Here is a 19,585-nt window from a genome sequence, read left to right on the forward strand (position 1 = left end):
GAAATGAAACATCTGCTTACTATCGCCGGTTCCGACTCCTCAGGCGGTGCCGGAATCCAGGCTGATTTAAAAACTTTTGCTGCGCACGGCTGCTATGGGATGAGTGTCATTACAGCGGTAACGGCCCAGAACACGACGGGCGTTACGGCTATTCAGAATATAACGCCTGACGTGGTGGCGGCGCAGATTGACGCCGTCTTTTCGGACATCCGCGTCGATGCGGTCAAGGTAGGTATGGTCTCTACGGCCTCCACAATCCGCGTCATTGCCGAAAAAATGAAAGAGTGGAAACCGCGTTTTCTCGTCGTGGATCCTGTCATGGTGGCTACCAGCGGCGCCTATCTTCTTGAGGAGGACGCCCGCAGTGTCCTGATGGAGGAACTGCTCCCGCTTGCTACGGTAATTACGCCGAACCTCATGGAAGGGGAAGTCCTTTCGGGGATGAAGATTCGTTCCAAGGCGGACATGGAAAAGGCCGCCAATGCGATTCTTTCCCGGGGCATCCAAAGCGTGCTTCTGAAGGGCGGGCACCTCGCCGATACGGCAGACGACATGCTGGCCGAAAAGGGCGAGGTTACCTGGTTTGCCGGTAAGCGCATTGATAACCCGAATACCCACGGTACGGGCTGCAGCCTTTCCTCGGCCGTTGCCAGTGAACTGGCTGCCGGCTGCACGCTGGAAGAAGCGGTCCGCAAAGCGAAGGCGTATGTCGCGTTAGGCATTGCCAACGGTCTTCCCGTGGGACACGGCCATGGCCCGATTCATCATTTTGTCGACCTGTACAAAAAGGGAGGCCTTTTCTGATGGAAGGCCTGACTGCAGTCTTCACTGAAATCAGTGATGCCATCCGTAAGCGCCGGCCTCTGGTGCACCATATTACGAATTATGTGACGGCAGGCTTTTGTGCCGATGCGACGCTCGCTGTCGGGGCGTCTCCCATGATGGCGGATGAACCGGCAGAAATGGATGAAATCGCGCCAGGTGCCGACGCCCTGGTGTGCAACTTGGGAACGCTTCATCTGCAGGCACAGAAGGCGCTTTTGAAGGCGGCCGCCCTCGCTAAAAAGTCGGGCATTCCCGTGATTTTGGATCCTGTCGGCGTCATGTCATCGTCGCTGCGTCTTGATACGGCAAAAGCAATCCTTGCGACCGGGTGTGTGGCCATCCTTAAAGGCAACGCGGCAGAAAGTGAAGCCTTGCTTTCCCTTAATGGGGCAGACGGCCGCGGTGTCGACTCGAAATCGGCGGCTCATCCCGAAACGCTGGCGCAGGCCCTTGCCGAAAAATACCATTGCATTGCCGTGGTCACAGGGGCAGCCGATGCCATAAGTGATGGCAGACGCGTGGTGCTTGCCCGCAACGGGACGCCGTACCTTTCCCGCATTACCGGCGCGGGATGCATGACAGGCTCTCTCATGGGAGCGGCCGCAGCCGTGACGGAAGATGCGATGCATGCCGCACTCTGGGCCCTGACCTGTATGAATGTCGGCGCCGAAAAGGCAGAGACCCTTTGCCACGGACCGGGTACTTTCAGGGCGTATCTTATGGATGAACTGAGCCGCCATGACGGGAAAGACCTGGCAGAACGGTTCAGAGGAGAAGAAGTAAAGCGCTGACGGCACCGGGGATTTGGCAGAAGGCAGCCTGTAAAGGAGAGTATCTTTATGAATATAGACTATAGTGTATATCTGGTGACAAACCGTGAAGTGACGGAAAAACATGGCCGTGATTTCTTTGCGGCCATTGAGGAAGCCCTGCAGCACGGTGTGACGCTCGTACAGCTGCGGGAAAAGAAAATGGACGACGCCGCTATGATTGAGGAAGGCCGCCGCGTAAAGGAAATCTGCGACCGCTATCAAGTGCCTCTCCTCGTAGATGACCGGATTGCCGTGGCCAAGGCCATCGGCGCCGCCGGCGTTCATCTCGGCCAAAGTGACGATAAGCTCGATAAGGCCAGAAAGGAACTCGGACCCGACGCTGTGATCGGGATTTCGGCTCATAACCTTAAAGAAGCACAGGAAGCAGAAGCGGGCGGAGCCGATTATCTTGGTGCCGGTGCTCTCTTTCCGACAAGCACCAAGAAAGACGCTACGGATCTGAGTCTTGATGATTTCCGGGCGATTATAAAAGCCGTCAAGATTCCGGTCGTCGGTATTGGCGGCATCGGGATTCCGCAGTACGGAAAGGTACTTGACTGCGGGGCTGCAGGTTGTGCTATGATTACTTCAATCCTTGCTGCTGACGATATCGGCAAGGCTGTAGACCAAATGAAGGCCATTTATAAGGAAAAGAATCAGGGCTGAAGGTGAGCGCTCATGGATGAGAAGAAAGTAGATAAACTGGGACGCAAGGTCCTCAATGCTTTTACGCGTCGTATCACGGATGAAGTGTTCCTTTTTATCGAACGCAATCCTGAGTTTCTGAAGGAATACCAAAATCTGGTCAAGGAATTTTCGGCTCACGGCGTTAATGCGGCACTCGGCAAGATGATTACGGAAGCGTACGGTCTCGAAAATGACGGGAAGGAAACGCGTCCCGATTGTCCTCTGCTAAAGAAGTATTCGCGCCACAAACTGGATTGGGATAAACGTAAAAAGAATGTGGCCATCACTCCACAGGCGAAACTTTACGGGGATGGGAACCTCTTTACGCCGAAGAAGAAAAAACGCCGTCCGGCGCCGAAGAAAGAGCAGCCGAAAATTACGCATAAACCGGAAGAAGATCGCCAGGGGAGCCTCTTTGAAGAAACGAATCTTTTCCCGGGTACAAAGAAAGATGGGGATGAAGATGCAGGAAGATGATACCTTTGAGAAAAAAATCCGTGTAGGGCGTCTCTATGATTTTTACGGCGGGCTCCTCACGGATAAGCAGCAGAAAATCATGGAACAATATTTCTATGATGATCTGTCTCTCGGGGAAATTGCCGAAAACTTTCAGATCAGCCGCCAGGCCGTGTATGACCTTTTGAAGCGGGCCGAAGCGACCCTGGAAAACTACGAAGCCAAACTGCACGTGCTCCAAAAGAGCGAAGACCTGCATTTTCAGCTGCGCAGCGCCCTGAATCTGCTCGATGCCTGCCGACGTGAAGACAGCCCGGACCCACGGCTTGAAAAAGTAGCACTTGTGCTGAAAAACATTATGGATAAGATGTGAGATTCATTTGTCCCGGGCCTGACAAGCGGAATGCAAAGCAAGCAGACCCGGGCTTTCATTAAATTTTTTACCTGTCAAGTAAAAATACTTGACAGCACTCTTTAACTTGTGTATACTAACAACGTTGACGCGGTAAGGAGTCTCTGCCTCGTCAAGAAAGCAGGTATGAAATGGCATTTGAAATGCTGACTGATAAGCTGACCGCCGCAATTCAAAAGATTCGCGGCCACAAGACCGTTACCGAGCAGGACCTTAAGGAAACGCTGCGGGAAGTCCGGCTGGCACTTTTGGAAGCCGATGTCAACTTTAAAGTCGTCAAGGAATTTACAGCAAAAATCAAAGAACGGGCCCAGGGCCAGCAGGTCGATCCGAACCTGACGGCAGGCCAGTATATTGTCAAGATCGTCCATGAGGAGCTGATCAATCTCCTCGGCGGCACACAGAGCAAACTGAATTTCTCTGCCAATCCGCCGACCATTATCATGCTCGTCGGTCTTCAGGGCGCCGGCAAAACGACTTCCGTCGGTAAGCTGGCCAATTACCTGAGAAAGAATGGCAAGAAGCCGCTCATGGTGGCTGGTGACGTGTACCGCCCCGCTGCTATTACCCAGCTCGAAGTTATTGGTAAGCAGCTTGATATGCCGGTATTTTCCATGGGTGACCAGGTGTCCCCGGTGGAAATCGCCAAGGCTTCCATCAAGCGGGCCAATGAACTGCTCTGCGATACGATCCTCATCGATACGGCAGGCCGCCTGCATATCGACGAGAAGCTCATGGATGAGCTGAAGAACATCAAGAGCGCTGTGAATCCCAATGAAATTCTGCTCGTTGTCGATGCCATGACCGGTCAGGACGCTGTGAACGTAGCCGATGCCTTCAACAAAGCGCTCGGAATCACGGGCCTTATCGTGACCAAGCTCGACGGCGATGCCCGCGGCGGTGCCGTACTCAGTGTCAAAGCTGTGGCGGACTGCCCTGTTAAGTTTGTGGGTATGGGTGAAAAGCTCGACGCTTTGGATCCCTTCTATCCAGATAGAATGGCTTCCCGCATCCTGGGGATGGGGGATGTGCTCTCCTTGATTGAAAAGGCACAGGAAGCCATCGACGTGAACGAAGCCAAGAAATTGGCCGACTCCATGAAGAAAAACGAGTTTACCCTGGATATGTTCCTTGACCAGATGAAACAAGTCAAGAAACTGGGTTCTCTCGAATCCATCATCAGCCTGATCCCGGGCATGAGTAAATACAGCAAGCAGCTCGAAGGCATTGATCTTGACGGAAAGGAAGTACGCCGCCTTGAGGCCATCATTACTTCGATGACGCCGAAAGAACGGCAGAATCCACGCATCATCAACGGGTCACGCCGCAAGCGTATCGCCGCAGGATGCGGCCAGAGCGTGCAGGCTGTCAACCGGCTTCTGAAGCAGTTTGAAGAAAGCAAGAAGCTGATGAAAACCATGACGGGCATGAACAAGTATGCACGGAAAGGCAGATTCAAGCTGCCCTTCATGCAATAAATTGATTTCTACTTAAGGAGGTGAAAATTGTGGCAGTAAAGATTCGTTTAAAACGTATGGGTGCTAAAAAGAGCCCTTTCTACCGCATTGTTGTTGCTGACGAACGCTCTCCGCGTGACGGCCGTTTCATCGAAAGCGTAGGTACTTATGATTCCACTGTAGATCCTGCAGTGATCAACATCGATGAAGAAAAGGTTATGGCCTGGATGCAGAAGGGTGCACAGCCGACCGACACGGTTCGTTCCATGCTCAGCAAGAGAGGTCTGATGACCAAGTTTGCTCAGGAAAAGGCCAGCAAATAAGGAGGGATACCAATGAAAGAGATAGTTGAAGTCATCGCTAAGGCTATCGTCAATCATCCCTCCGAGGTCCAGGTGGAAGAAGAAAGACACGGTTCTTCCGTCGTCCTCAAACTCCACGTGGCGCCTGATGATATGGGAAAAGTCATCGGCAAGCAGGGACGAATTGCCAAGGCGATTCGTCTGGTAATGAAGGCCGCTGCTACCCGTGAAAATGTCAGAGTGATCGTAGATATTGGTTAAAGGTGGGTTCTCATGGATAAAATGACCATCGTCGTTCCTGTGACCGTAAAATCCAAGGTTACGGAAGATCTGAAAACCAAGATCGTCGCAGATATGAAACGTCAGGTTCAGGCAGCGGAACTGGATTTTGAACAATTCCAATTCAATGCCAAAAAATCGCTGAACGAACATGCCAATGCCAATCCGGTAGCCCTGGAAGGACTGCGGGAACGCATTGCGTATGAAAAAGATCAGCGCGGCCGTGCGCTGAAGGAACTCAAGGATAAACTCGAAAGAGCCAATAACCTTGAGATTGGCAGTGAAATCGGTCACGGTACCCTGGAACGTTCCATTGAAATCACCATCGGTTCCGATCTGGAATCGCTGATGGGGGCTGAAATTGTCGTCGAAGACGGCAAAGTCATCGCCTTCAGAGAGTGATTTTATGGAAAAGAAGATCGTGATTGGCAAAATTGTCGCCCCGCATGGCGTGCGGGGCGAATTTCGTATCATGCCGCTGTCCGAGCATCCGGAGCGGTATAAGGATATGAAAACCATCCACCTTGACGACGGCCGTGCCCTTACTGTAGTGTCGCTGCGGGCGCACAAGAATGTGCTCCTCATGCAGACCAAAGAGATTACGACTATGAACGAGGCGGAACTGCTGCGGGGAAGGAAAATCGTGGTTACCCCCGAGGAACTTCCTCCACTGCCGGAAGGACAGTTTTATGTCCGTGACATCCTGGGCTTTACCGTGGTTTCTCCGGAAGGGGAAGTCATTGGTACCATGAAGGATGTAATTACGCCGGCAACGACGGATGTCTTTGTGATTGCTTCCCCTTCGGGAGAGGAAATCCTGGTCGCCGCCATTGCCGAAAACATCAAAAAAATTGATTGGGAAAAGAAGGAAGTCATTGTGAGACTTCCGGAGTGGATTTGAAAATGAAATTTGTTTTTATTACCCTTTTTCCCGAAATGATTGAACAGGCAGCCCGCGTCAGCATTATCGGGAGAGCCATGGATCAGGGACTTGTGTCCGTGGCCTGCGTGAATCCCCGGGATTATGCAACCGACCGGCATCGCAGCGTCGATGATACGACCTGTGGTGGAGGGGCCGGGATGGTGCTGAAAGCGGAAACCTACTGTAAAGCCCTGGCAAAGGCCGGAGAATTGGCACCGGGCGCGCTGAAGGTGGCCCTGACCCCTGTGGGGGAACCACTGAAGCAGCCGCGGATCGAATCGCTGGCCGCCGCCGGAAAGGACATCATCTTCCTTTGCGGTCATTATGAAGGTTTTGATGAACGTATCCTTGAAAAGGCCGATTTGCGCCTTTCCGTAGGAGATTTCGTTCTGACGGGTGGTGAACTGCCCGCTTTATGTGTCATGGATGCCGTGGCCCGCTTTCTGCCGGGTGTCCTTGGCAAGATGATCAGTGCGGAGGAAGATTCTTTTGCCGACGTACTGCTTGAATATCCTCAATATACGCGCCCTGTCAGCTTTGAAGGCAGACAGGTCCCGGAGGTCCTCCTTTCGGGAAACCACGCGGCCATCGACAGATGGCGCCGTAAAGAGGCTTTGAGGTCCACGTATCAGTATCGTCCCGAACTGCTGAGCAAAATGCACTGGCAGAAGGGTGATGGTGCCCTCTTCCTGGAAATGCTGGAAGAGGAAAAAGTAAAAAACAAAGATTAGAAAGCAAAGAAAGTTATAAGAGGTTATTTGCCATGGCAGTAATCGGTACGATGCCATTTACCGGAAAGCTCCCGTGTGGAGAAGCTGTCCGCATGATGGTACTCGTTATCGGCTGCAGGCACTGACCCTTGCATAAGGATTTTTCTTGCGCTGGGATTTTCCTTATGGTATAATACACAGCGTATGCAAAACGGACGGTCCGCTGTTAGCACGTGGCTAGACATGAACGTCTTGGATTCTGAGGAGGAAAACAATGAATATTATCGAAGCAATTGAAAAAGAACAACTGCGTTCTGACATTCCTGACTTCCGTCCTGGCGATACTCTGAAAGTATACGTTAAGGTTGTCGAAGGAAACCGTGAACGTGTTCAGTTATTTGAAGGTGTCTGCATTTCCCGCAATGGCTCCGGTGTACGTGAAATGTTCACCGTTCGCCGTATTGCGTCCGGTGTCGGCGTAGAAAGAACTTTCCCTGTTCATTCTCCGCGTCTGGAAAAGATCGAAGTTTCCCATCGCGGTGTGGTTCGCAGAGCAAAACTGTATTATCTGCGTAAACTCACCGGTAAGGCAGCTCGTATCAAGGAACGCCGCTAATTCGAATATTAAAGGGGGACTGGTGGACCAGGCCCTCTTTTTTTATCGGCATATGAGGGGATTGCCTCATTCCCGCTGCCAGCGGCATGAAACAATCGCCTTAGAGGATGAGGTGACAGAAAATGGCTGAAGAGAAGAAAAATAAAACCTGGCAGGATGTCGCCAGTGACTGGCTGATTTCGATTATTGTTGCTGTCGTTCTGGCCTTTGCCATCCGGACATTCCTTGTGGAGCCATATATGGTTTCCGGTCCGTCTATGAGACCGACCTTGCAGAATGCAGAACGGCTCATTGTCAATAAACTTGTCTATTATACCCGCGACCCGAAGAAGGGTGAAATCATCGTCTTCAAGTATCCCAGCGATACGCGCCGTGACTTTATCAAGCGCGTCATTGCTACGGGCGGCGATACGATTGAAATCAAGGATGGCCAGACGTACGTCAATGGCGAAGCACTGAACGAAACGTACATCAAAGAGCCGTTCCATACGAATTATCCGAAGGTTACCGTGCCGAAGGGCTTTATCTTCGTCATGGGCGATAACCGCAACAATTCCGAAGACAGCCGTTATTCCGACGTCGGGTTTGTCGATTTGAAACTCGTCAAGGGCAAAGCCAGCGTTGTCTTCTGGCCGCTGAGTGCCTTTAAGACGCTGCCCTGAGGAGCGCCGCCATGAAAGAACTTCTTGAAGGGTATGCTTTTTCCATCCAGTGGTTCCCGGGACACATGACCAAAGCCCGCCGCGAAATGGAAAACCAGCTGAAAATGGTGGATGTGGTTGTCGAAATGCTGGACGCCCGTATTCCGCATTCCAGTGCGAACCCGCTTTTAAAAAGTCTTATCGGACAAAAAGTTAAGATTGTAACGCTGAACAAGACAGATATGGCTGATCCTGAAATGACCCGTAAATGGCTGTCTGCACTGAAAGCCCGCAGCTTTACGGCGCTCGAGGTGGATTGTCAGAAGGGGCGGGGCACAAAGGCGCTCCTTGCCGCGATTCGGCAGGCCGGGCAGCCCGTAGTGGATAAATGGCTCAAAAAAGGCGTTCGCAACCACCCTATCCGTGTTATGATTGTCGGCATTCCTAACGTGGGAAAATCGACGCTCATTAACCGCCTTTTGGGTAAGAATAAAACCGTTACGCAAAATAAACCGGGCGTGACGCGGCAGACCCAGTGGGTGGAAATCGGTAAGGGCATCGAACTGCTTGATACGCCGGGTGTATTGTGGCCGAAATTCGAACAGGCAGAGACAGGGTTTAACCTCGCTGTGACGGGTGCCATTAAGGAAGACGTCTATGACAGGGAAACCGCAGCTGCCATTCTCGTGACGCGGCTCATGCGCCTTTATCCGCAGCAGCTTGAAGCGACATATGGTATTACGATTGAACCGGAAGATACAGCACAGACTGTGGAAGCTAAAATCGGCAAAGCCCGCGGCGCTATCAAGGCCGGCGGGGAAATCAACCTGCCGAAGACCGTGGATTTGATCTTGCGCGATTTTAAATTCGGCAAGATCGGGCCTATCACGCTGGAAGAACCGTAAAAGTAAATAAAGGGCACCTGGCCAAATAGGATAAAATCAAAAGGACTGTGAAGAAAATCATCTCTTCACAGTCCTTTTTTCGTCGTCCGCCTCCCGCAACTCGCCGTCCGTAGAGGCCAAATTGCCTCGGCAATTTGGCTCTGAAGATGTAAAAGATATAAGGGACATCATCCACCGCTTATCGGAAGTCCCGATAGCATCGGGCCTTCCTGCGGTCCTCCTTCCTCAATGTCGCATAGCGACGTCGAGGAAGGTCCCTAAAGAATTTACCACAGCGATTTTTATATTTTCTTTTGGCAAACCGACGACAGGAGGTTTGGCTACGGTGTACCTTCTTCCAAGCCGCCCTGCTCATGGCGGCTTCGGAAGGAGGAGAATCGCTTGCGATGGAGGGATAGCTTCTTTTGGTTTTATAACTTTTTTTCTTCCTTGCTGCCGCAGGCTAGGCTAAAAGCCATATGCTAAAAGCAAAAAGCGCCTTTATTTCTTTACTAGCTGCTCGCTGTGTTCTTTCTCAAGAATCCGCCAAAGCAGCTGCCCGCACGGGAGTACTAACCACTGCCCACTATCCACTAGCCACTGCTATATGCCAAAAACCAAAAGCAAAATGTGCTTTCTCTCTTTCGCTTCCACTTTAGGTCCATTCACATCACTAACTGGTACGATACGGACCGTTTCATGGTATAATTGCGCCATCAATATGTTGCCAAAAGCGTAGGGGATGAAACGATGAAAATACAGGAAATCAAAGATATCTTGGCAGGCACACCGACGGAAGATGAACTGGCGCTCTTTCGGGAAGATCCGCGTAAAGGCGTGCAGAAACTTCTCGCTGCCTATGTGAAACGGCAGGAGGCCGCTAAAGCTGAGGCCGACCGGCTGGAAAAATTAATGGCACCGGAAAGATCTTATTGGGAACAGGGCATCGAGTATGTAGCGGGCTGCGATGAAGCAGGACGCGGGCCTCTCGCCGGCCCGCTTGTGACGGCTGCCGTCATTTTGCCGCACGAAATTAACCTGCCGGGACTCAACGATTCTAAACAGGTGACGCCGAAACGCCGGGAAGCGCTCTATGATGAAATACGGGAGCAGGCAGTCGCTATTACTGTGAGCATTCTGGGCCCGAAGGAAATTGATGAGATGAATATCTACCAGGCAGCTAAATACGCTATGACACAGTGCCTGACGCACCTTACGATGCCGCCGGGACAGGCTCTGACGGACGCTATGCCGCTCCACATCCTGCATCTGCCTGTGCGCGATATTGTGCACGGCGACAGCAAGAGTGCAGCCATTGCCGCAGCGTCCATTATTGCCAAAGTCACCCGTGACCGGATCATGGTGGAACTGGACAAAAAATATCCGCAGTATGGCTTTGCCGGCCACAAAGGCTACGGTTCCCAGCTGCATATGCAGGCCATCGAAAAATATGGGCCCTGTAAGTGGCATCGCCGCAGCTATGAACCGCTTAAGAGCATGGCAGAGCAGCATGATTTGGGAATTGCGGTCAGCGAAAACAAGCTGCTGCAGCTGAAATAGGCCATGTACGAACCCGGCCGCTTCGGCAGATGGGGTGAAATGATAGCTGCCCGCTATCTGGTGCAAAAGGGATATCAAATTCTCGAACGGAATTACAGAACGCCGCGGGGTGAAATCGATATCATTGCCGCTAAAGGCGGAGTGATTGTCTTCGTTGAGGTCAAAAGCCGGCGCGGAGAAGGATTCGGACGTCCGGCTGCTGCCGTGACATGGGAAAAACAGAGCCATATCAGGGCGTCTGCCCGGATTTATCTGAATAGAACCCGCCAAAACCGCTGCCGCATCCGCTATGATGTTTTGGAAATCCTCGCGGAATACGGGCAGATCCGGATCAACCATCTGCAGAATTTTTCGCACAACGACTACTAATTCAGATACAAAACGCACTCATCACACTTATCTATCAATCGCAGAAGGAGAATCAGCACATGTACGCACGTATTTGGGGAGAAACTACCTGCGGCATCAATGGAGAAATGATTGCCGTGGAAGTCGATATTTCCAGAGGAGAGGGCATCGATATCGTGGGCCTTGCCGATACGGCCATCAAGGAATCCCGCGAAAGAGTCAGAGCGGCTACCAGAAATTCCGGATTTCATTTTCCCAAGGCGCACTGCACCGTGAACCTGGCACCTGCTGACCTCAAAAAAGATGGTTCAGGACTCGATTTGCCCATTGCTGTTGGCTTTTTGGCTGCGCAGGGACAAGTCCGCGTGCCGGAAGAAAATTCGCCTGTCTTTATCGGTGAACTGGCCCTTGACGGCGGTCTGCGCCCGGTGAACGGCATTCTGCCCATGATTTTGCGGGCCCGGGAAGAAAAGAGGGAAGCTATCTATATTCCCAGTGGAAACGCCGAGGAAGGTTCTTTGGTAGATGGCATCAAAGTCTATACGGCGGATTCCCTGCAGCAGATAGTGGCTCATTTGAAAGACGGAAAGACTCTGAAGCCGCTCGTCAAATCGATTCCCCAAGTGGATCCGGAAGTAGTTTCCACAGTCGATTTTGCCGAAGTTCAGGGGCAGGTCGTAGCGAAGCGCGCCCTGGAGATTGCCGCGGCCGGCGGGCACAACGTCCTCATGGTCGGAGCACCGGGTGCGGGTAAGACGATGCTCGCACGGAGGCTTCCGACGATTCTGCCGCCCATGACGGAGGAAGAAGCCCTTGAAGTAACGAAGATTTACAGCATTTCCGGGCTCATGTCCCATCGCCACGGAATCGTGATGGAACGGCCTTTTCGCAGTCCTCATCACACGATTTCCAACAACGCCCTCATCGGCGGCGGATCGATTCCGAAACCGGGGGAAGTGACGCTGAGTCATCATGGGGTGCTCTTTTTGGATGAGCTGCCCGAATTTACACGCAGTTCTCTTGAAGCACTGCGGCAGCCGCTGGAAGACAGGGTTGCCGTCATCAGCCGGGTGCAGGCGACGATTTCTTTTCCGGCTGATTTTATTCTGGTTGCCGCACAAAATCCCTGTCCCTGTGGATTCTGGGGAGAGAATGACGGCGTCCATGAGTGCACTTGCAGTCCCGGAGAAATCGAACGATATCATAAGAAAATTTCCGGGCCGCTGCTCGATCGCATCGATATCCAGATTCATGTGCCGCGGCTGCAGTATCAGGAAATGCAGGGCACGACACCGTCGGAGAGTTCGGCATCCATCCGCAAACGCGTGGTGGCAGCCCGGACTATCCAGCGCGAGCGCCTGAAAGGCCTGCATATCTTCTGCAATGCCGGTATGGGAAGAAAAGAAATCAAAAAGTTCTGCCCACTGACGGATGGCGCCCAAAAGATGCTGGAGCAGTATTTTACGGCACTCGGCCTCAGTGCCCGCAGCCATGACCGCATTATCAAGGTAGCGCGCACTGTGGCCGATCTGGATCACAGCGAGGTCATTACGGAAACGCATCTGAGTGAAGCCATTCAGCTGCGGACAAGTATCCGATCCTAAATGTGACGAAAAGGGAGAGTCTATGTACCTGCTTTATTACCCTGTTTATTTTTTGATAGGTCTTTGCATGGGGAGTTTTCTGTCCTTATGCGCGGATCGGCTGAGCCGTGGGGAAAGCCTCTTATGGCCGCCCTCCCATTGTGACAGATGTGGGGCAAGACTTGGTCTTTTGGACCTCGTACCGTTATGGAGTTACTGGCGTTCTGGCGGCCGCTGCCGGAAATGCGGCGTGAAACTGCCGCGGCGGCTCTGGCAGCAGGAACTTGCCGCGGGATTTTTATTTCTGCTGCTTGGCCTCGGAAAAGGGCCTTCGGCAGCACTCTTTTTTCTCTATTTTTTCGTGTCGTGCCTTCTCATTACCATCTGGCTCGACTGGCAGGAACAGTATATCTATGACTGCATCCTTGGCGTACTGCTTGCGGGCGGTCTGGTCCGGGCTATTTATTTTGGCAGCCTGCCGCAGGCCCTGTTGGGCGCTTTGGTACTCGGTATCCTGATGGGCGGAATCTATCTTGCAGCCCGCGGCGGAATGGGCCTTGGAGACGTGAAACTTTGTGCCGTACTCAGCATTTGGATCGGCGTCGAGGGCGGGCTATGGTGCCTTTTCCTGTCGTCACTTTTTGGTATCCTGGGGGCCGGAATACTTCACCTTGTCCGGCACCGTTCTCTTAAGGAACCTCTCCCGTATGCACCCTTTTTGTGCGGCAGCGCGCTGGTAGTCTACTTGGCAGCAGGCAATTTGTAAAAACGCCGGTCGCCGGTCGCTGGTCGCCACTGGAGGAAGCAAACTGACGAGCAGTTTGCAATAAATGAAAAAATCTTTGTTATCTGCGTTCTTCCTCAAGAATCCGCCAAAGCAGCTGTCAGCACTACGGTACTAACCACTACCCACTATCCACTATCCATTTTTCACTCTACTACTATTCGGAGAACTATCATGCTAACCTTACCTGCTTTTTTACAAAACGCTTTGCATCCCTGGCCTAAGGAACTGCTTGCGCTTGACCTGACGCGGCAGCATCTTGTTCTTGTTGAAGTCCGGGAAACGGACAGCCCGCAGCCTGTCTTGACACGATACGCTGTGAAGGCACTGCCTGCCGCACTGCAGGATGTGTCGCAGGAAGATTGGGATGGTAAGATGGCGGATTTTTTGAAGGAGATTGCAGCCAAACAGGGATTTACGGTACGGCGCCTTGTCGTGTCCCTTCCCGAAACGGACTGCATCGTGAGAAAGTTCGTTTTTCCGTCCCTTTCCGCCAAAGAGCGCAGGGAAGCAGCTTTCTGGGATCTTTTGCCGTATGTTCCGTATGAACCCGGCACATTTGTGACTTCTATTGCCCGGCTTCCGGGAGAAGCAGAAGACGCTTACCTTGCTGCTGCCGTTTCTAAAACTGTTCTTGCAGGCTGGCTGGAAGTCTGCAAGCGAGTTGGATGGAAACTTGTGAAATTGGAGCCATCTGTGATATCAAGGGGGAAAATGCTGCCACAGGGGCAGCATTCTCTGCTTTTGCAGCTTACGGGAGCAGGAGGATCTCTCGCAGCCTACGATGGGGTTTACCCCACAGCTAATGACTGGTGGGAGAAACGGCCGGCCCTTGAAGAAGACGGCAGACGGATTCTTTTTCAGGAAGGCCGTGATAAGGAAGTCATCCGAAGCGAAAATACCAAAGCCTGGGGCATGGCGGCTCAACGTATGCTGGAATTTTTGGCGAGACAGGATCACTTTTCCGTTTCTAACGGCTATGTGCTGGGAGGAAAGAAAGCTGCTGATATTGACCTTGCCGGGCTGGAGGAAATGATTGGAATCCGGATGGATTCTTTTCGGGAAACGGGTTTTCGTTTTGCTCCGCTTTATGCTCATGGCAGGATTCAGCAGGATGAACCGGAGCTCATTACGGCCTGTGCCGCGGCAAAGCGGGGAAAAGTACCTTATTACCTGGATTTAGCCTCAGCTGCGAGGTCGGGTAAGGAATATTGGAAGCGCGTATTGCCGCGCTGGTTTTTTGCTGCGTCTCTGCTGCTGTGCTTTGCTGGCGGTGCTTTTTCCGGAGTAATGGGACAGCGCCTTGATAAGGTGAAAGACGGAGAAAAGGATTTTCTTGCCTGGAAAGAAAGACGAGCGGCGTATTTCGAACTTAAAAACAAGGCTGAAAAGCGGCAAAAACGCCTTACAGCAAGCCACAAAAACAGCTTGCATTGGTACTATGTCCTGACAGAACTTGGCGTTTCTCTTCCCGATTCTTGTTATCTGGAACGTGTAGAACAGAAAAAAGGCAAAGACAGTCCGGCTCTCGTTCTTTACGGGAAAAGCCGGAAACGGAACGATCTTCTTGCCTTTATGGAGACCTTGAGAAAACGGGAATGGATAGGGGAAGTTTCTCTTGGACAGATCTCGCAGCAGGAAGATAATAGGAATCCGAAAGTCCCTGATGCAAGGGAAGAAACGGCGGATTTTACGATTACAGTAGAACTTAAACCGGGAGGTACGTATGAAGCTGCAGGAAATGACGGCACGCTGGAAGCAATATTGCAGCCGCGCTGAGCAGGGCTTCTTTCTTATTCTCGGAGTGTTCATTCTTTGTCTTGGGGCACTGCCATTCTGGCAGGAAGGCTTTGCTAAAAGACAGCAGGCAGAGACAATCCGGGAGCGTCAGGAAGAAATCAGACGTTTTGCGGGGCGCTACAATCAGGAAAAAGAACAGACACTGAGGAAGCAGTATGACATACTGAGCCGGGCGATTCCCGAAGCACTCTCCAGCCACGCGGCAGTGCAGCAGCTTACGCAAAAAGCCGCTCTTACCGGTGTGAAAATCAGGGAAATCAAACCGGGAGCGGTAAAAAAAGACGGTTCCGGCGTAAAACAGACTTTTGAATTGGAAGTCCAGGATGATTATTTTGGTCTTTTGTGTTTTTTGCGGGAACTCGATGAAAGTGCCGGCCCGTGGATCGTGGAAAGTGGCGGTGTGTCACGGCAGGGTGACGGCAATAAATTAAATTTTCGAGCGAGAATAGTGGAGTATGCAGAGAGGGAAGAAGTGGTTAGTGAGTAGAAAAAAGCTGTGGCGCTTCGCGCGAAAAGATGGAAACTATCCTCCGCCACTTCGTGGCTCCTCCTCCTTCCGACTGAGTGGAAGGAGGTTGCAGAAGATGGGGCTGTCGCAAGTGACCGATTTTTAATCCCTGAAATAACTTGCTAAAGACCCCAAATTGCCTTACTTTTTAGTTGAATATGTTTTGAGATGAAAAAAGGGCGCACGAAATTAAGCAACTCTAAGTTGCTTTTTTTCGTGCGCTCTTTTTGTATCTTTTAGGCCTCTTTTTTCAGCGGATATAAGTGCAAATCCTCTTTGCCGTCTTGAACTTTGTGATGGACCTTCAGGACATTCCGTGCCATGGCACATATTCCCACTGTTACCAGGGCATTTCCTTTGCCTCGGGTTTCTAGTCTTCTGACGTTTAATGAATCCTTGAGATCCGCAAAGGCTCCTTCTGCCTGTATACTGCGGTTCATCCTCAGTTCCTTACCATATTCGGAAGTAATGTTCTTCAGGGATTCTGCCCTCAATGCAGCAAAATTCTTCGAGACCACTAATTTCTTGTTTCTTTTCTCCATGGGTGTCCTGCAATTGTTCCCATGGATGCACTGTTCCTTGTAGGGACAACCGCTGCAGTCCTTACATTCGTAATATGTTTTCTCTGACACATATCCTGACCGGTTCTTTACCTGGGTTACTTTACTGACTTTCAGCAGTCTCCTACCTTTACAGATATACATGTCTTGATCAGGCAAATATGTCATGTTTTCTGCTTTGCCGATGTCGTTCTTATACTTTTTCCTCTTGCTTCTTTCATAATTGTTAGGCTTGATATATGAAGTATACTGATTCTTCTTCAGCCAGACCAAGTTCTCTTCGCTTTCATAGCCTGCATCGGCTACAATGTTTGCAAATTTCTGACCGAAGTGGGCTTCAAATCCTTCAAGAAAAGGAATGAGTGTCCGCATATCTGTTGGATGTGCACTCACATCTGCAAACAAGGTAAAACCGGAATTGTTGGCATATTGGACATTGTATCCCGGCTTTAAGGCGCCATTAAGCATGGCGTCTTCTTTCATCCTCATAAAGGTAGCATCCGGGTCTGTTTTGGCAAAGCTGTTCCGTTCCCCACAGATGTGAAGCTGCTTCGTATACACCTTAAGCCGTTTGAGATAGTTAGCTAAAATCTCATAGTACTTCTGTAGAATGGTCTTTCTTTTCCCACATCCGTGAACAAACTCGATCCCTTCAGCCCGCTTTATGACAAGCAGTTTTTTTAGGAGCTTCTTTAAATGACGGATGTGGAAAGTGTTTCCGTAACAGACCTTGATTCCGAAACGTTCCTCGATTTCGGGAACCAGTTGCTCCAGTTTCTCTATGAGTTTGTTCTGGCTGCCTAAGACTCTGTTTTTCCAAACAAATTTGTATTTGTTTGCCACAGATTCAATTTTTGTCCCATCGATGAACAGGCTATCCAGCGTGATGAAACCGCGAGCCAGCAGCCATTTATCCATCTGAATCATGAGCTCCTTGATACATGGTTTTAGATGGAGGGAACAAAATCTTGCAATGGTTGCATTATCCGGAGCTTTTTTCCCATCTAAGAGGAACATGAAATGAGTGTCTCTTTTACAGGATTGCTCTATCTTACGCGAACCACGAATTCCTTCCATACATGCATAAATGACGATCTCCAGCAGCTGAATTGGTGACGTTAATTTATTCTCGACATGAGAATACGTGTCATACAATGCCTTTACATCCATCCCTTCTACCATGGCACGCACCAAGCGAACAGGATCGTCATTAGGGATTTGTACTTCAAAATTTAGAGGAAGAAAAAGTTGATAAGAACTGCCAATTTTTGTATAATCCTTTTGTGTAGGTTTGTTTTTTGGCATATTTAAATTCTACACCAAGGCGCGGTCTCATTCAATGAGGCCGCGCCTTGCTTTTACCTTGTTTTTGATACAAAAGGGGCCGTCGCAAAATGCGACAGCCCCGAATTAAAGCATTGGGCGACTGCGTCGCCCGGCTTGCGCCGCCGTCGGCGGCTTGCTTGGGTTGCCTGCGGCAACCGGCGGTGAGGCTTCGGCCGCCTTTGGCGGCCGGCTGAAAAGCGGCCTTGGTTTACAAATCTCCAGCGAGTGAAAGCCCTTGGTTTTAACCATGAGATGAAACTCGTCCACTAAAAACAAAATGATATTTTGCATGCTCGTAGATGTTTAATTGATAATTATCTATCAATATGTTATGCTAACATCATGGAAAATAAATATTTCAGGACAAAAACAACAGTATCTTTAATCAACTATCATTTTGTATTCTGTCCCAAATACCGTCGCAAGATATTCTTGATTCCTCATGTCGAGGAGAGATTTAAGGAGCTGACACGGCAGATATGCGATGAGCTCAAAATTGAAATCCTTGCCATGGAATGCCATATCGACCATGTGCATTTGTTTTTAAGATGCTGGCCGAAGCAATCCCCTGCCGAAATTATGAGGGAGGTGAAAGGAGTTTCCTCCCATCGACTTCGAGATGAATTTCCTCAACTGAGTGGTATGTCGTCATTATGGACCAGGAGCTATTTTGTTTCGACGGCCGGCAATGTTAGCAGCGAAACGATTAAACGCTATGTGGATACTCAAAAAACCAGGGGGTGAAAAGCAATGGTCAGGACATTCAGGTTCAAGCTGTTCCGTGCTAAGCGGAACAAAAAACTGCATCGGCAGATCGATGCTGCCGGAATGGCCTATAACCATTGCATCGCCCTGCATAAGAGATATTGGAAACTGTACCATAAGTCCTTGAACCTCTATGCGCTCCAGAAGCATCTCACGAAGCTTAAGAAAATACCGCATTTCGCTTATCTGAAAGAGATTGGCTCGCAAGCCTTGCAAGATGTTACTCAACGCATTGACAGGGGCTATAAGCTTTTCTGGGAAAACCTGAAGCGGGAGCGGAAGACGGCACCACCAGGATTCCGCAAGGTGCGAAAGTATAAATCCTATACGCTCAAACAGGCTGGTTGGAAACTGGATCAGGAGCATGGTATTGTCTATATCGCAAAACAGAAATACCGCTATGCGAAAAGCCGCAACATCGAAGGCAAGATTAAGACATTGACTATCAAACGGGACAGTCTTGGTGATATCTATCTCTATTTCACCTGCGAATTGCCGGATATCGAAGTAGGAGCACGAACAGGTAAAAGCGTCGGCTTCGATTTCGGTTTCAATGGCAAAATGCTCATAGCTGAAAATCCGGAGGAAGATATCCGGGAACCAAGATTTTTCTGCAAAGCCAGGAACGAAATTGCCCGTGCCAATCGCAAGCTGTCCAGGAAACGTATGCAGTCAAACAATCGGTGCAGGGCTCGCCAGGAATTGGCTCGTCTGCATCGTAGGATTGCGAATCAGCGTAATGCTTTTCACTGGCAGTTGGCAAGAGAATTATGCTCCCGCTACGCAGTCATCTGTCTTGAGGACTTGGATATGAAGTTCATGCAGAAAGGCCACGGGAAAAAGGTTATGGACTACGGGTTTTCTGAGTTAGAGAATATCCTCGCTTATGTAGGCAGACAGGTTGGTACAAGAATCGTTAAAGTAGATCCATACTTCCCGTCTAGCCAACTCTGCTCGGAATGCAGCTATAAGAATCCTGAGATGAAAGATCTCCGTATTCGCGAATGGGTTTGCCCTGCCTGTGGTTCGCATCATGACAGGGACAGGAATGCTGCCCGTAATATCCATCAGGAAGGCCTGCGAATACTTGAATCGGCCTAAAGTAAACAATACTGGGCGGGGTATCGTCCAGCTGCAGGAGTCCTCGTAAGACTATCGCAAGGTAGCAGAGGGCGTTAGTCACTCAGGAATCCCACGAATTTATTCGTGGGAGGATGTCAATTATTCCTCGGGCGACCTGCGACCAGCGACCCGCGGTCAGCGTTGACTTTTTGCTGGCCTTTTTTCCGGACGCTCATGCTATTTGCCGAAGCAGTTACTCCGGCATCGTGACAGTCCTTTTCCTTTG

Annotated in this window: 22 protein-coding genes; 21 read left to right on the forward strand and 1 reads right to left on the reverse strand. The window is 50.7% G+C overall.

Features of this window, described 5'->3' with window-relative positions; translation table 11 throughout:
- Nucleotides 1–3: 3 nt before the first annotated feature.
- The 19 genes from thiD (at nucleotide 4) to LKE33_05375 (ending at nucleotide 15,565) form a co-directional block, all read left to right on the forward strand.
- On the forward strand, nucleotides 4–804 hold the full coding sequence (gene thiD, locus LKE33_05285; GenBank protein ID MCH3950335.1) for a bifunctional hydroxymethylpyrimidine kinase/phosphomethylpyrimidine kinase: 801 nt from the start codon (nucleotides 4–6) through the stop codon (nucleotides 802–804).
- A complete protein-coding gene (thiM, locus tag LKE33_05290) occupies nucleotides 804–1,616 on the forward strand; it encodes a hydroxyethylthiazole kinase (GenBank protein ID MCH3950336.1) in 813 nt (270 codons plus the stop codon). Before thiD ends, thiM begins: the two co-directional genes overlap by 1 nt.
- Before the next feature lie 48 nt (nucleotides 1,617–1,664).
- Entirely contained in the window at nucleotides 1,665–2,303 is a 639-nt protein-coding gene (gene thiE / locus LKE33_05295; GenBank protein MCH3950337.1) for a thiamine phosphate synthase, read from the forward strand.
- A gap of 331 nt (nucleotides 2,304–2,634) precedes the next feature.
- On the forward strand, nucleotides 2,635–3,153 hold the full coding sequence (locus tag LKE33_05300; GenBank protein MCH3950338.1) for a YlxM family DNA-binding protein: 519 nt from the start codon (nucleotides 2,635–2,637) through the stop codon (nucleotides 3,151–3,153).
- A 170-nt stretch (nucleotides 3,154–3,323) separates the two neighbouring features.
- A complete protein-coding gene (gene ffh, locus LKE33_05305; protein MCH3950339.1) occupies nucleotides 3,324–4,670 on the forward strand; it encodes a signal recognition particle protein in 1,347 nt (448 codons plus the stop codon).
- A 29-nt stretch (nucleotides 4,671–4,699) separates the two neighbouring features.
- Nucleotides 4,700–4,972, forward strand: a complete 273-nt coding sequence (rpsP, locus tag LKE33_05310) for a 30S ribosomal protein S16 (protein MCH3950340.1) — start codon at nucleotides 4,700–4,702, stop codon at nucleotides 4,970–4,972.
- A 12-nt stretch (nucleotides 4,973–4,984) separates the two neighbouring features.
- Nucleotides 4,985–5,212 carry a KH domain-containing protein gene (locus tag LKE33_05315; GenBank protein MCH3950341.1) on the forward strand — a complete coding sequence of 76 codons (228 nt, stop codon included), beginning with the start codon at nucleotides 4,985–4,987 and terminating at the stop codon, nucleotides 5,210–5,212.
- A gap of 12 nt (nucleotides 5,213–5,224) precedes the next feature.
- The gene (locus LKE33_05320; protein ID MCH3950342.1) at nucleotides 5,225–5,632 is read left to right on the forward strand and encodes a YlqD family protein; all 408 of its coding nucleotides are present in this window, start codon (nucleotides 5,225–5,227) and stop codon (nucleotides 5,630–5,632) included.
- A 4-nt stretch (nucleotides 5,633–5,636) separates the two neighbouring features.
- On the forward strand, nucleotides 5,637–6,131 hold the full coding sequence (gene rimM / locus LKE33_05325) for a ribosome maturation factor RimM (protein ID MCH3950343.1): 495 nt from the start codon (nucleotides 5,637–5,639) through the stop codon (nucleotides 6,129–6,131).
- A gap of 2 nt (nucleotides 6,132–6,133) precedes the next feature.
- Nucleotides 6,134–6,883, forward strand: coding sequence for a tRNA (guanosine(37)-N1)-methyltransferase TrmD (gene trmD / locus LKE33_05330; protein ID MCH3950344.1), 750 nt, complete (start codon nucleotides 6,134–6,136; stop codon nucleotides 6,881–6,883).
- 253 nt (nucleotides 6,884–7,136) lie between these two features.
- Nucleotides 7,137–7,478 carry a 50S ribosomal protein L19 gene (gene rplS, locus LKE33_05335; GenBank protein ID MCH3950345.1) on the forward strand — a complete coding sequence of 114 codons (342 nt, stop codon included), beginning with the start codon at nucleotides 7,137–7,139 and terminating at the stop codon, nucleotides 7,476–7,478.
- Between the two features lie 122 nt (nucleotides 7,479–7,600).
- A complete protein-coding gene (gene lepB / locus LKE33_05340) occupies nucleotides 7,601–8,140 on the forward strand; it encodes a signal peptidase I (GenBank protein MCH3950346.1) in 540 nt (179 codons plus the stop codon).
- An 11-nt stretch (nucleotides 8,141–8,151) separates the two neighbouring features.
- Entirely contained in the window at nucleotides 8,152–9,024 is an 873-nt protein-coding gene (gene ylqF, locus LKE33_05345; protein ID MCH3950347.1) for a ribosome biogenesis GTPase YlqF, read from the forward strand.
- Between the two features lie 729 nt (nucleotides 9,025–9,753).
- Complete coding sequence (locus LKE33_05350; GenBank protein MCH3950348.1) at nucleotides 9,754–10,563, forward strand: ribonuclease HII; 810 nt, start codon at nucleotides 9,754–9,756, stop codon at nucleotides 10,561–10,563.
- A 3-nt stretch (nucleotides 10,564–10,566) separates the two neighbouring features.
- Nucleotides 10,567–10,932, forward strand: a complete 366-nt coding sequence (locus LKE33_05355; protein MCH3950349.1) for a YraN family protein — start codon at nucleotides 10,567–10,569, stop codon at nucleotides 10,930–10,932.
- 59 nt (nucleotides 10,933–10,991) lie between these two features.
- A complete protein-coding gene (locus LKE33_05360) occupies nucleotides 10,992–12,515 on the forward strand; it encodes a YifB family Mg chelatase-like AAA ATPase (protein ID MCH3950350.1) in 1,524 nt (507 codons plus the stop codon).
- A gap of 22 nt (nucleotides 12,516–12,537) precedes the next feature.
- Nucleotides 12,538–13,260 carry an A24 family peptidase gene (locus LKE33_05365; protein MCH3950351.1) on the forward strand — a complete coding sequence of 241 codons (723 nt, stop codon included), beginning with the start codon at nucleotides 12,538–12,540 and terminating at the stop codon, nucleotides 13,258–13,260.
- Nucleotides 13,261–13,452: 192 nt separating this feature from the next.
- Nucleotides 13,453–15,057: a PilN domain-containing protein gene (locus LKE33_05370; GenBank protein ID MCH3950352.1), complete on the forward strand. Its 1,605-nt coding sequence runs from the start codon at nucleotides 13,453–13,455 to the stop codon at nucleotides 15,055–15,057.
- Entirely contained in the window at nucleotides 15,005–15,565 is a 561-nt protein-coding gene (locus LKE33_05375) for a hypothetical protein (protein MCH3950353.1), read from the forward strand. Before LKE33_05370 ends, LKE33_05375 begins: the two co-directional genes overlap by 53 nt.
- A 257-nt stretch (nucleotides 15,566–15,822) precedes the next feature.
- Here LKE33_05375 and LKE33_05380 read toward each other — a convergent pair whose 3' ends face one another.
- A complete protein-coding gene (locus tag LKE33_05380; protein MCH3950354.1) occupies nucleotides 15,823–17,451 on the reverse strand; it encodes an IS1182 family transposase in 1,629 nt (542 codons plus the stop codon).
- A gap of 363 nt (nucleotides 17,452–17,814) precedes the next feature.
- Between LKE33_05380 and tnpA the strand changes: the two genes are divergently transcribed.
- Together tnpA and LKE33_05390 are read left to right on the forward strand one after the other, a co-directional pair.
- Nucleotides 17,815–18,216: an IS200/IS605 family transposase gene (gene tnpA, locus LKE33_05385; protein MCH3950355.1), complete on the forward strand. Its 402-nt coding sequence runs from the start codon at nucleotides 17,815–17,817 to the stop codon at nucleotides 18,214–18,216.
- A 6-nt stretch (nucleotides 18,217–18,222) separates the two neighbouring features.
- Nucleotides 18,223–19,338 carry a transposase gene (locus LKE33_05390; protein MCH3950356.1) on the forward strand — a complete coding sequence of 372 codons (1,116 nt, stop codon included), beginning with the start codon at nucleotides 18,223–18,225 and terminating at the stop codon, nucleotides 19,336–19,338.
- Nucleotides 19,339–19,585: the final 247 nt, after the last annotated feature.

The sequence above is a fragment of the Acidaminococcus sp. genome (genome assembly GCA_022482815.1).
In the GTDB taxonomy this organism is placed as follows: Bacteria; Bacillota; Negativicutes; order Acidaminococcales; family Acidaminococcaceae; genus Acidaminococcus.

Excerpts from the sequence above, each read along its gene's own strand:
- trmD (MCH3950344.1), top strand. The coding sequence starts at position 6,134 with ATGAAATTTGTTTTTATTACCCTTTTTCCCGAAATGATTGAACAGGCA.
- thiM (MCH3950336.1), top strand. The coding sequence starts at position 804 with ATGGAAGGCCTGACTGCAGTCTTCACTGAAATCAGTGATGCCATCCGT.
- tnpA (MCH3950355.1), top strand. The coding sequence starts at position 17,815 with ATGGAAAATAAATATTTCAGGACAAAAACAACAGTATCTTTAATCAAC.
- rimM (MCH3950343.1), top strand. The coding sequence starts at position 5,637 with ATGGAAAAGAAGATCGTGATTGGCAAAATTGTCGCCCCGCATGGCGTG.
- thiE (MCH3950337.1), top strand. The coding sequence starts at position 1,665 with ATGAATATAGACTATAGTGTATATCTGGTGACAAACCGTGAAGTGACG.
- rplS (MCH3950345.1), top strand. The coding sequence starts at position 7,137 with ATGAATATTATCGAAGCAATTGAAAAAGAACAACTGCGTTCTGACATT.
- LKE33_05360 (MCH3950350.1), top strand. The coding sequence starts at position 10,992 with ATGTACGCACGTATTTGGGGAGAAACTACCTGCGGCATCAATGGAGAA.
- LKE33_05320 (MCH3950342.1), top strand. The coding sequence starts at position 5,225 with ATGGATAAAATGACCATCGTCGTTCCTGTGACCGTAAAATCCAAGGTT.
- lepB (MCH3950346.1), top strand. The coding sequence starts at position 7,601 with ATGGCTGAAGAGAAGAAAAATAAAACCTGGCAGGATGTCGCCAGTGAC.
- LKE33_05350 (MCH3950348.1), top strand. The coding sequence starts at position 9,754 with ATGAAAATACAGGAAATCAAAGATATCTTGGCAGGCACACCGACGGAA.
- LKE33_05355 (MCH3950349.1), top strand. The coding sequence starts at position 10,567 with ATGTACGAACCCGGCCGCTTCGGCAGATGGGGTGAAATGATAGCTGCC.
- LKE33_05365 (MCH3950351.1), top strand. The coding sequence starts at position 12,538 with ATGTACCTGCTTTATTACCCTGTTTATTTTTTGATAGGTCTTTGCATG.
- LKE33_05375 (MCH3950353.1), top strand. The coding sequence starts at position 15,005 with ATGAAGCTGCAGGAAATGACGGCACGCTGGAAGCAATATTGCAGCCGC.
- LKE33_05380 (MCH3950354.1), bottom strand. The coding sequence starts at position 17,451 with ATGCCAAAAAACAAACCTACACAAAAGGATTATACAAAAATTGGCAGT.
- LKE33_05390 (MCH3950356.1), top strand. The coding sequence starts at position 18,223 with ATGGTCAGGACATTCAGGTTCAAGCTGTTCCGTGCTAAGCGGAACAAA.
- LKE33_05370 (MCH3950352.1), top strand. The coding sequence starts at position 13,453 with ATGCTAACCTTACCTGCTTTTTTACAAAACGCTTTGCATCCCTGGCCT.
- LKE33_05315 (MCH3950341.1), top strand. The coding sequence starts at position 4,985 with ATGAAAGAGATAGTTGAAGTCATCGCTAAGGCTATCGTCAATCATCCC.
- thiD (MCH3950335.1), top strand. The coding sequence starts at position 4 with ATGAAACATCTGCTTACTATCGCCGGTTCCGACTCCTCAGGCGGTGCC.
- ylqF (MCH3950347.1), top strand. The coding sequence starts at position 8,152 with ATGAAAGAACTTCTTGAAGGGTATGCTTTTTCCATCCAGTGGTTCCCG.
- LKE33_05300 (MCH3950338.1), top strand. The coding sequence starts at position 2,635 with ATGGGAACCTCTTTACGCCGAAGAAGAAAAAACGCCGTCCGGCGCCGA.
- ffh (MCH3950339.1), top strand. The coding sequence starts at position 3,324 with ATGGCATTTGAAATGCTGACTGATAAGCTGACCGCCGCAATTCAAAAG.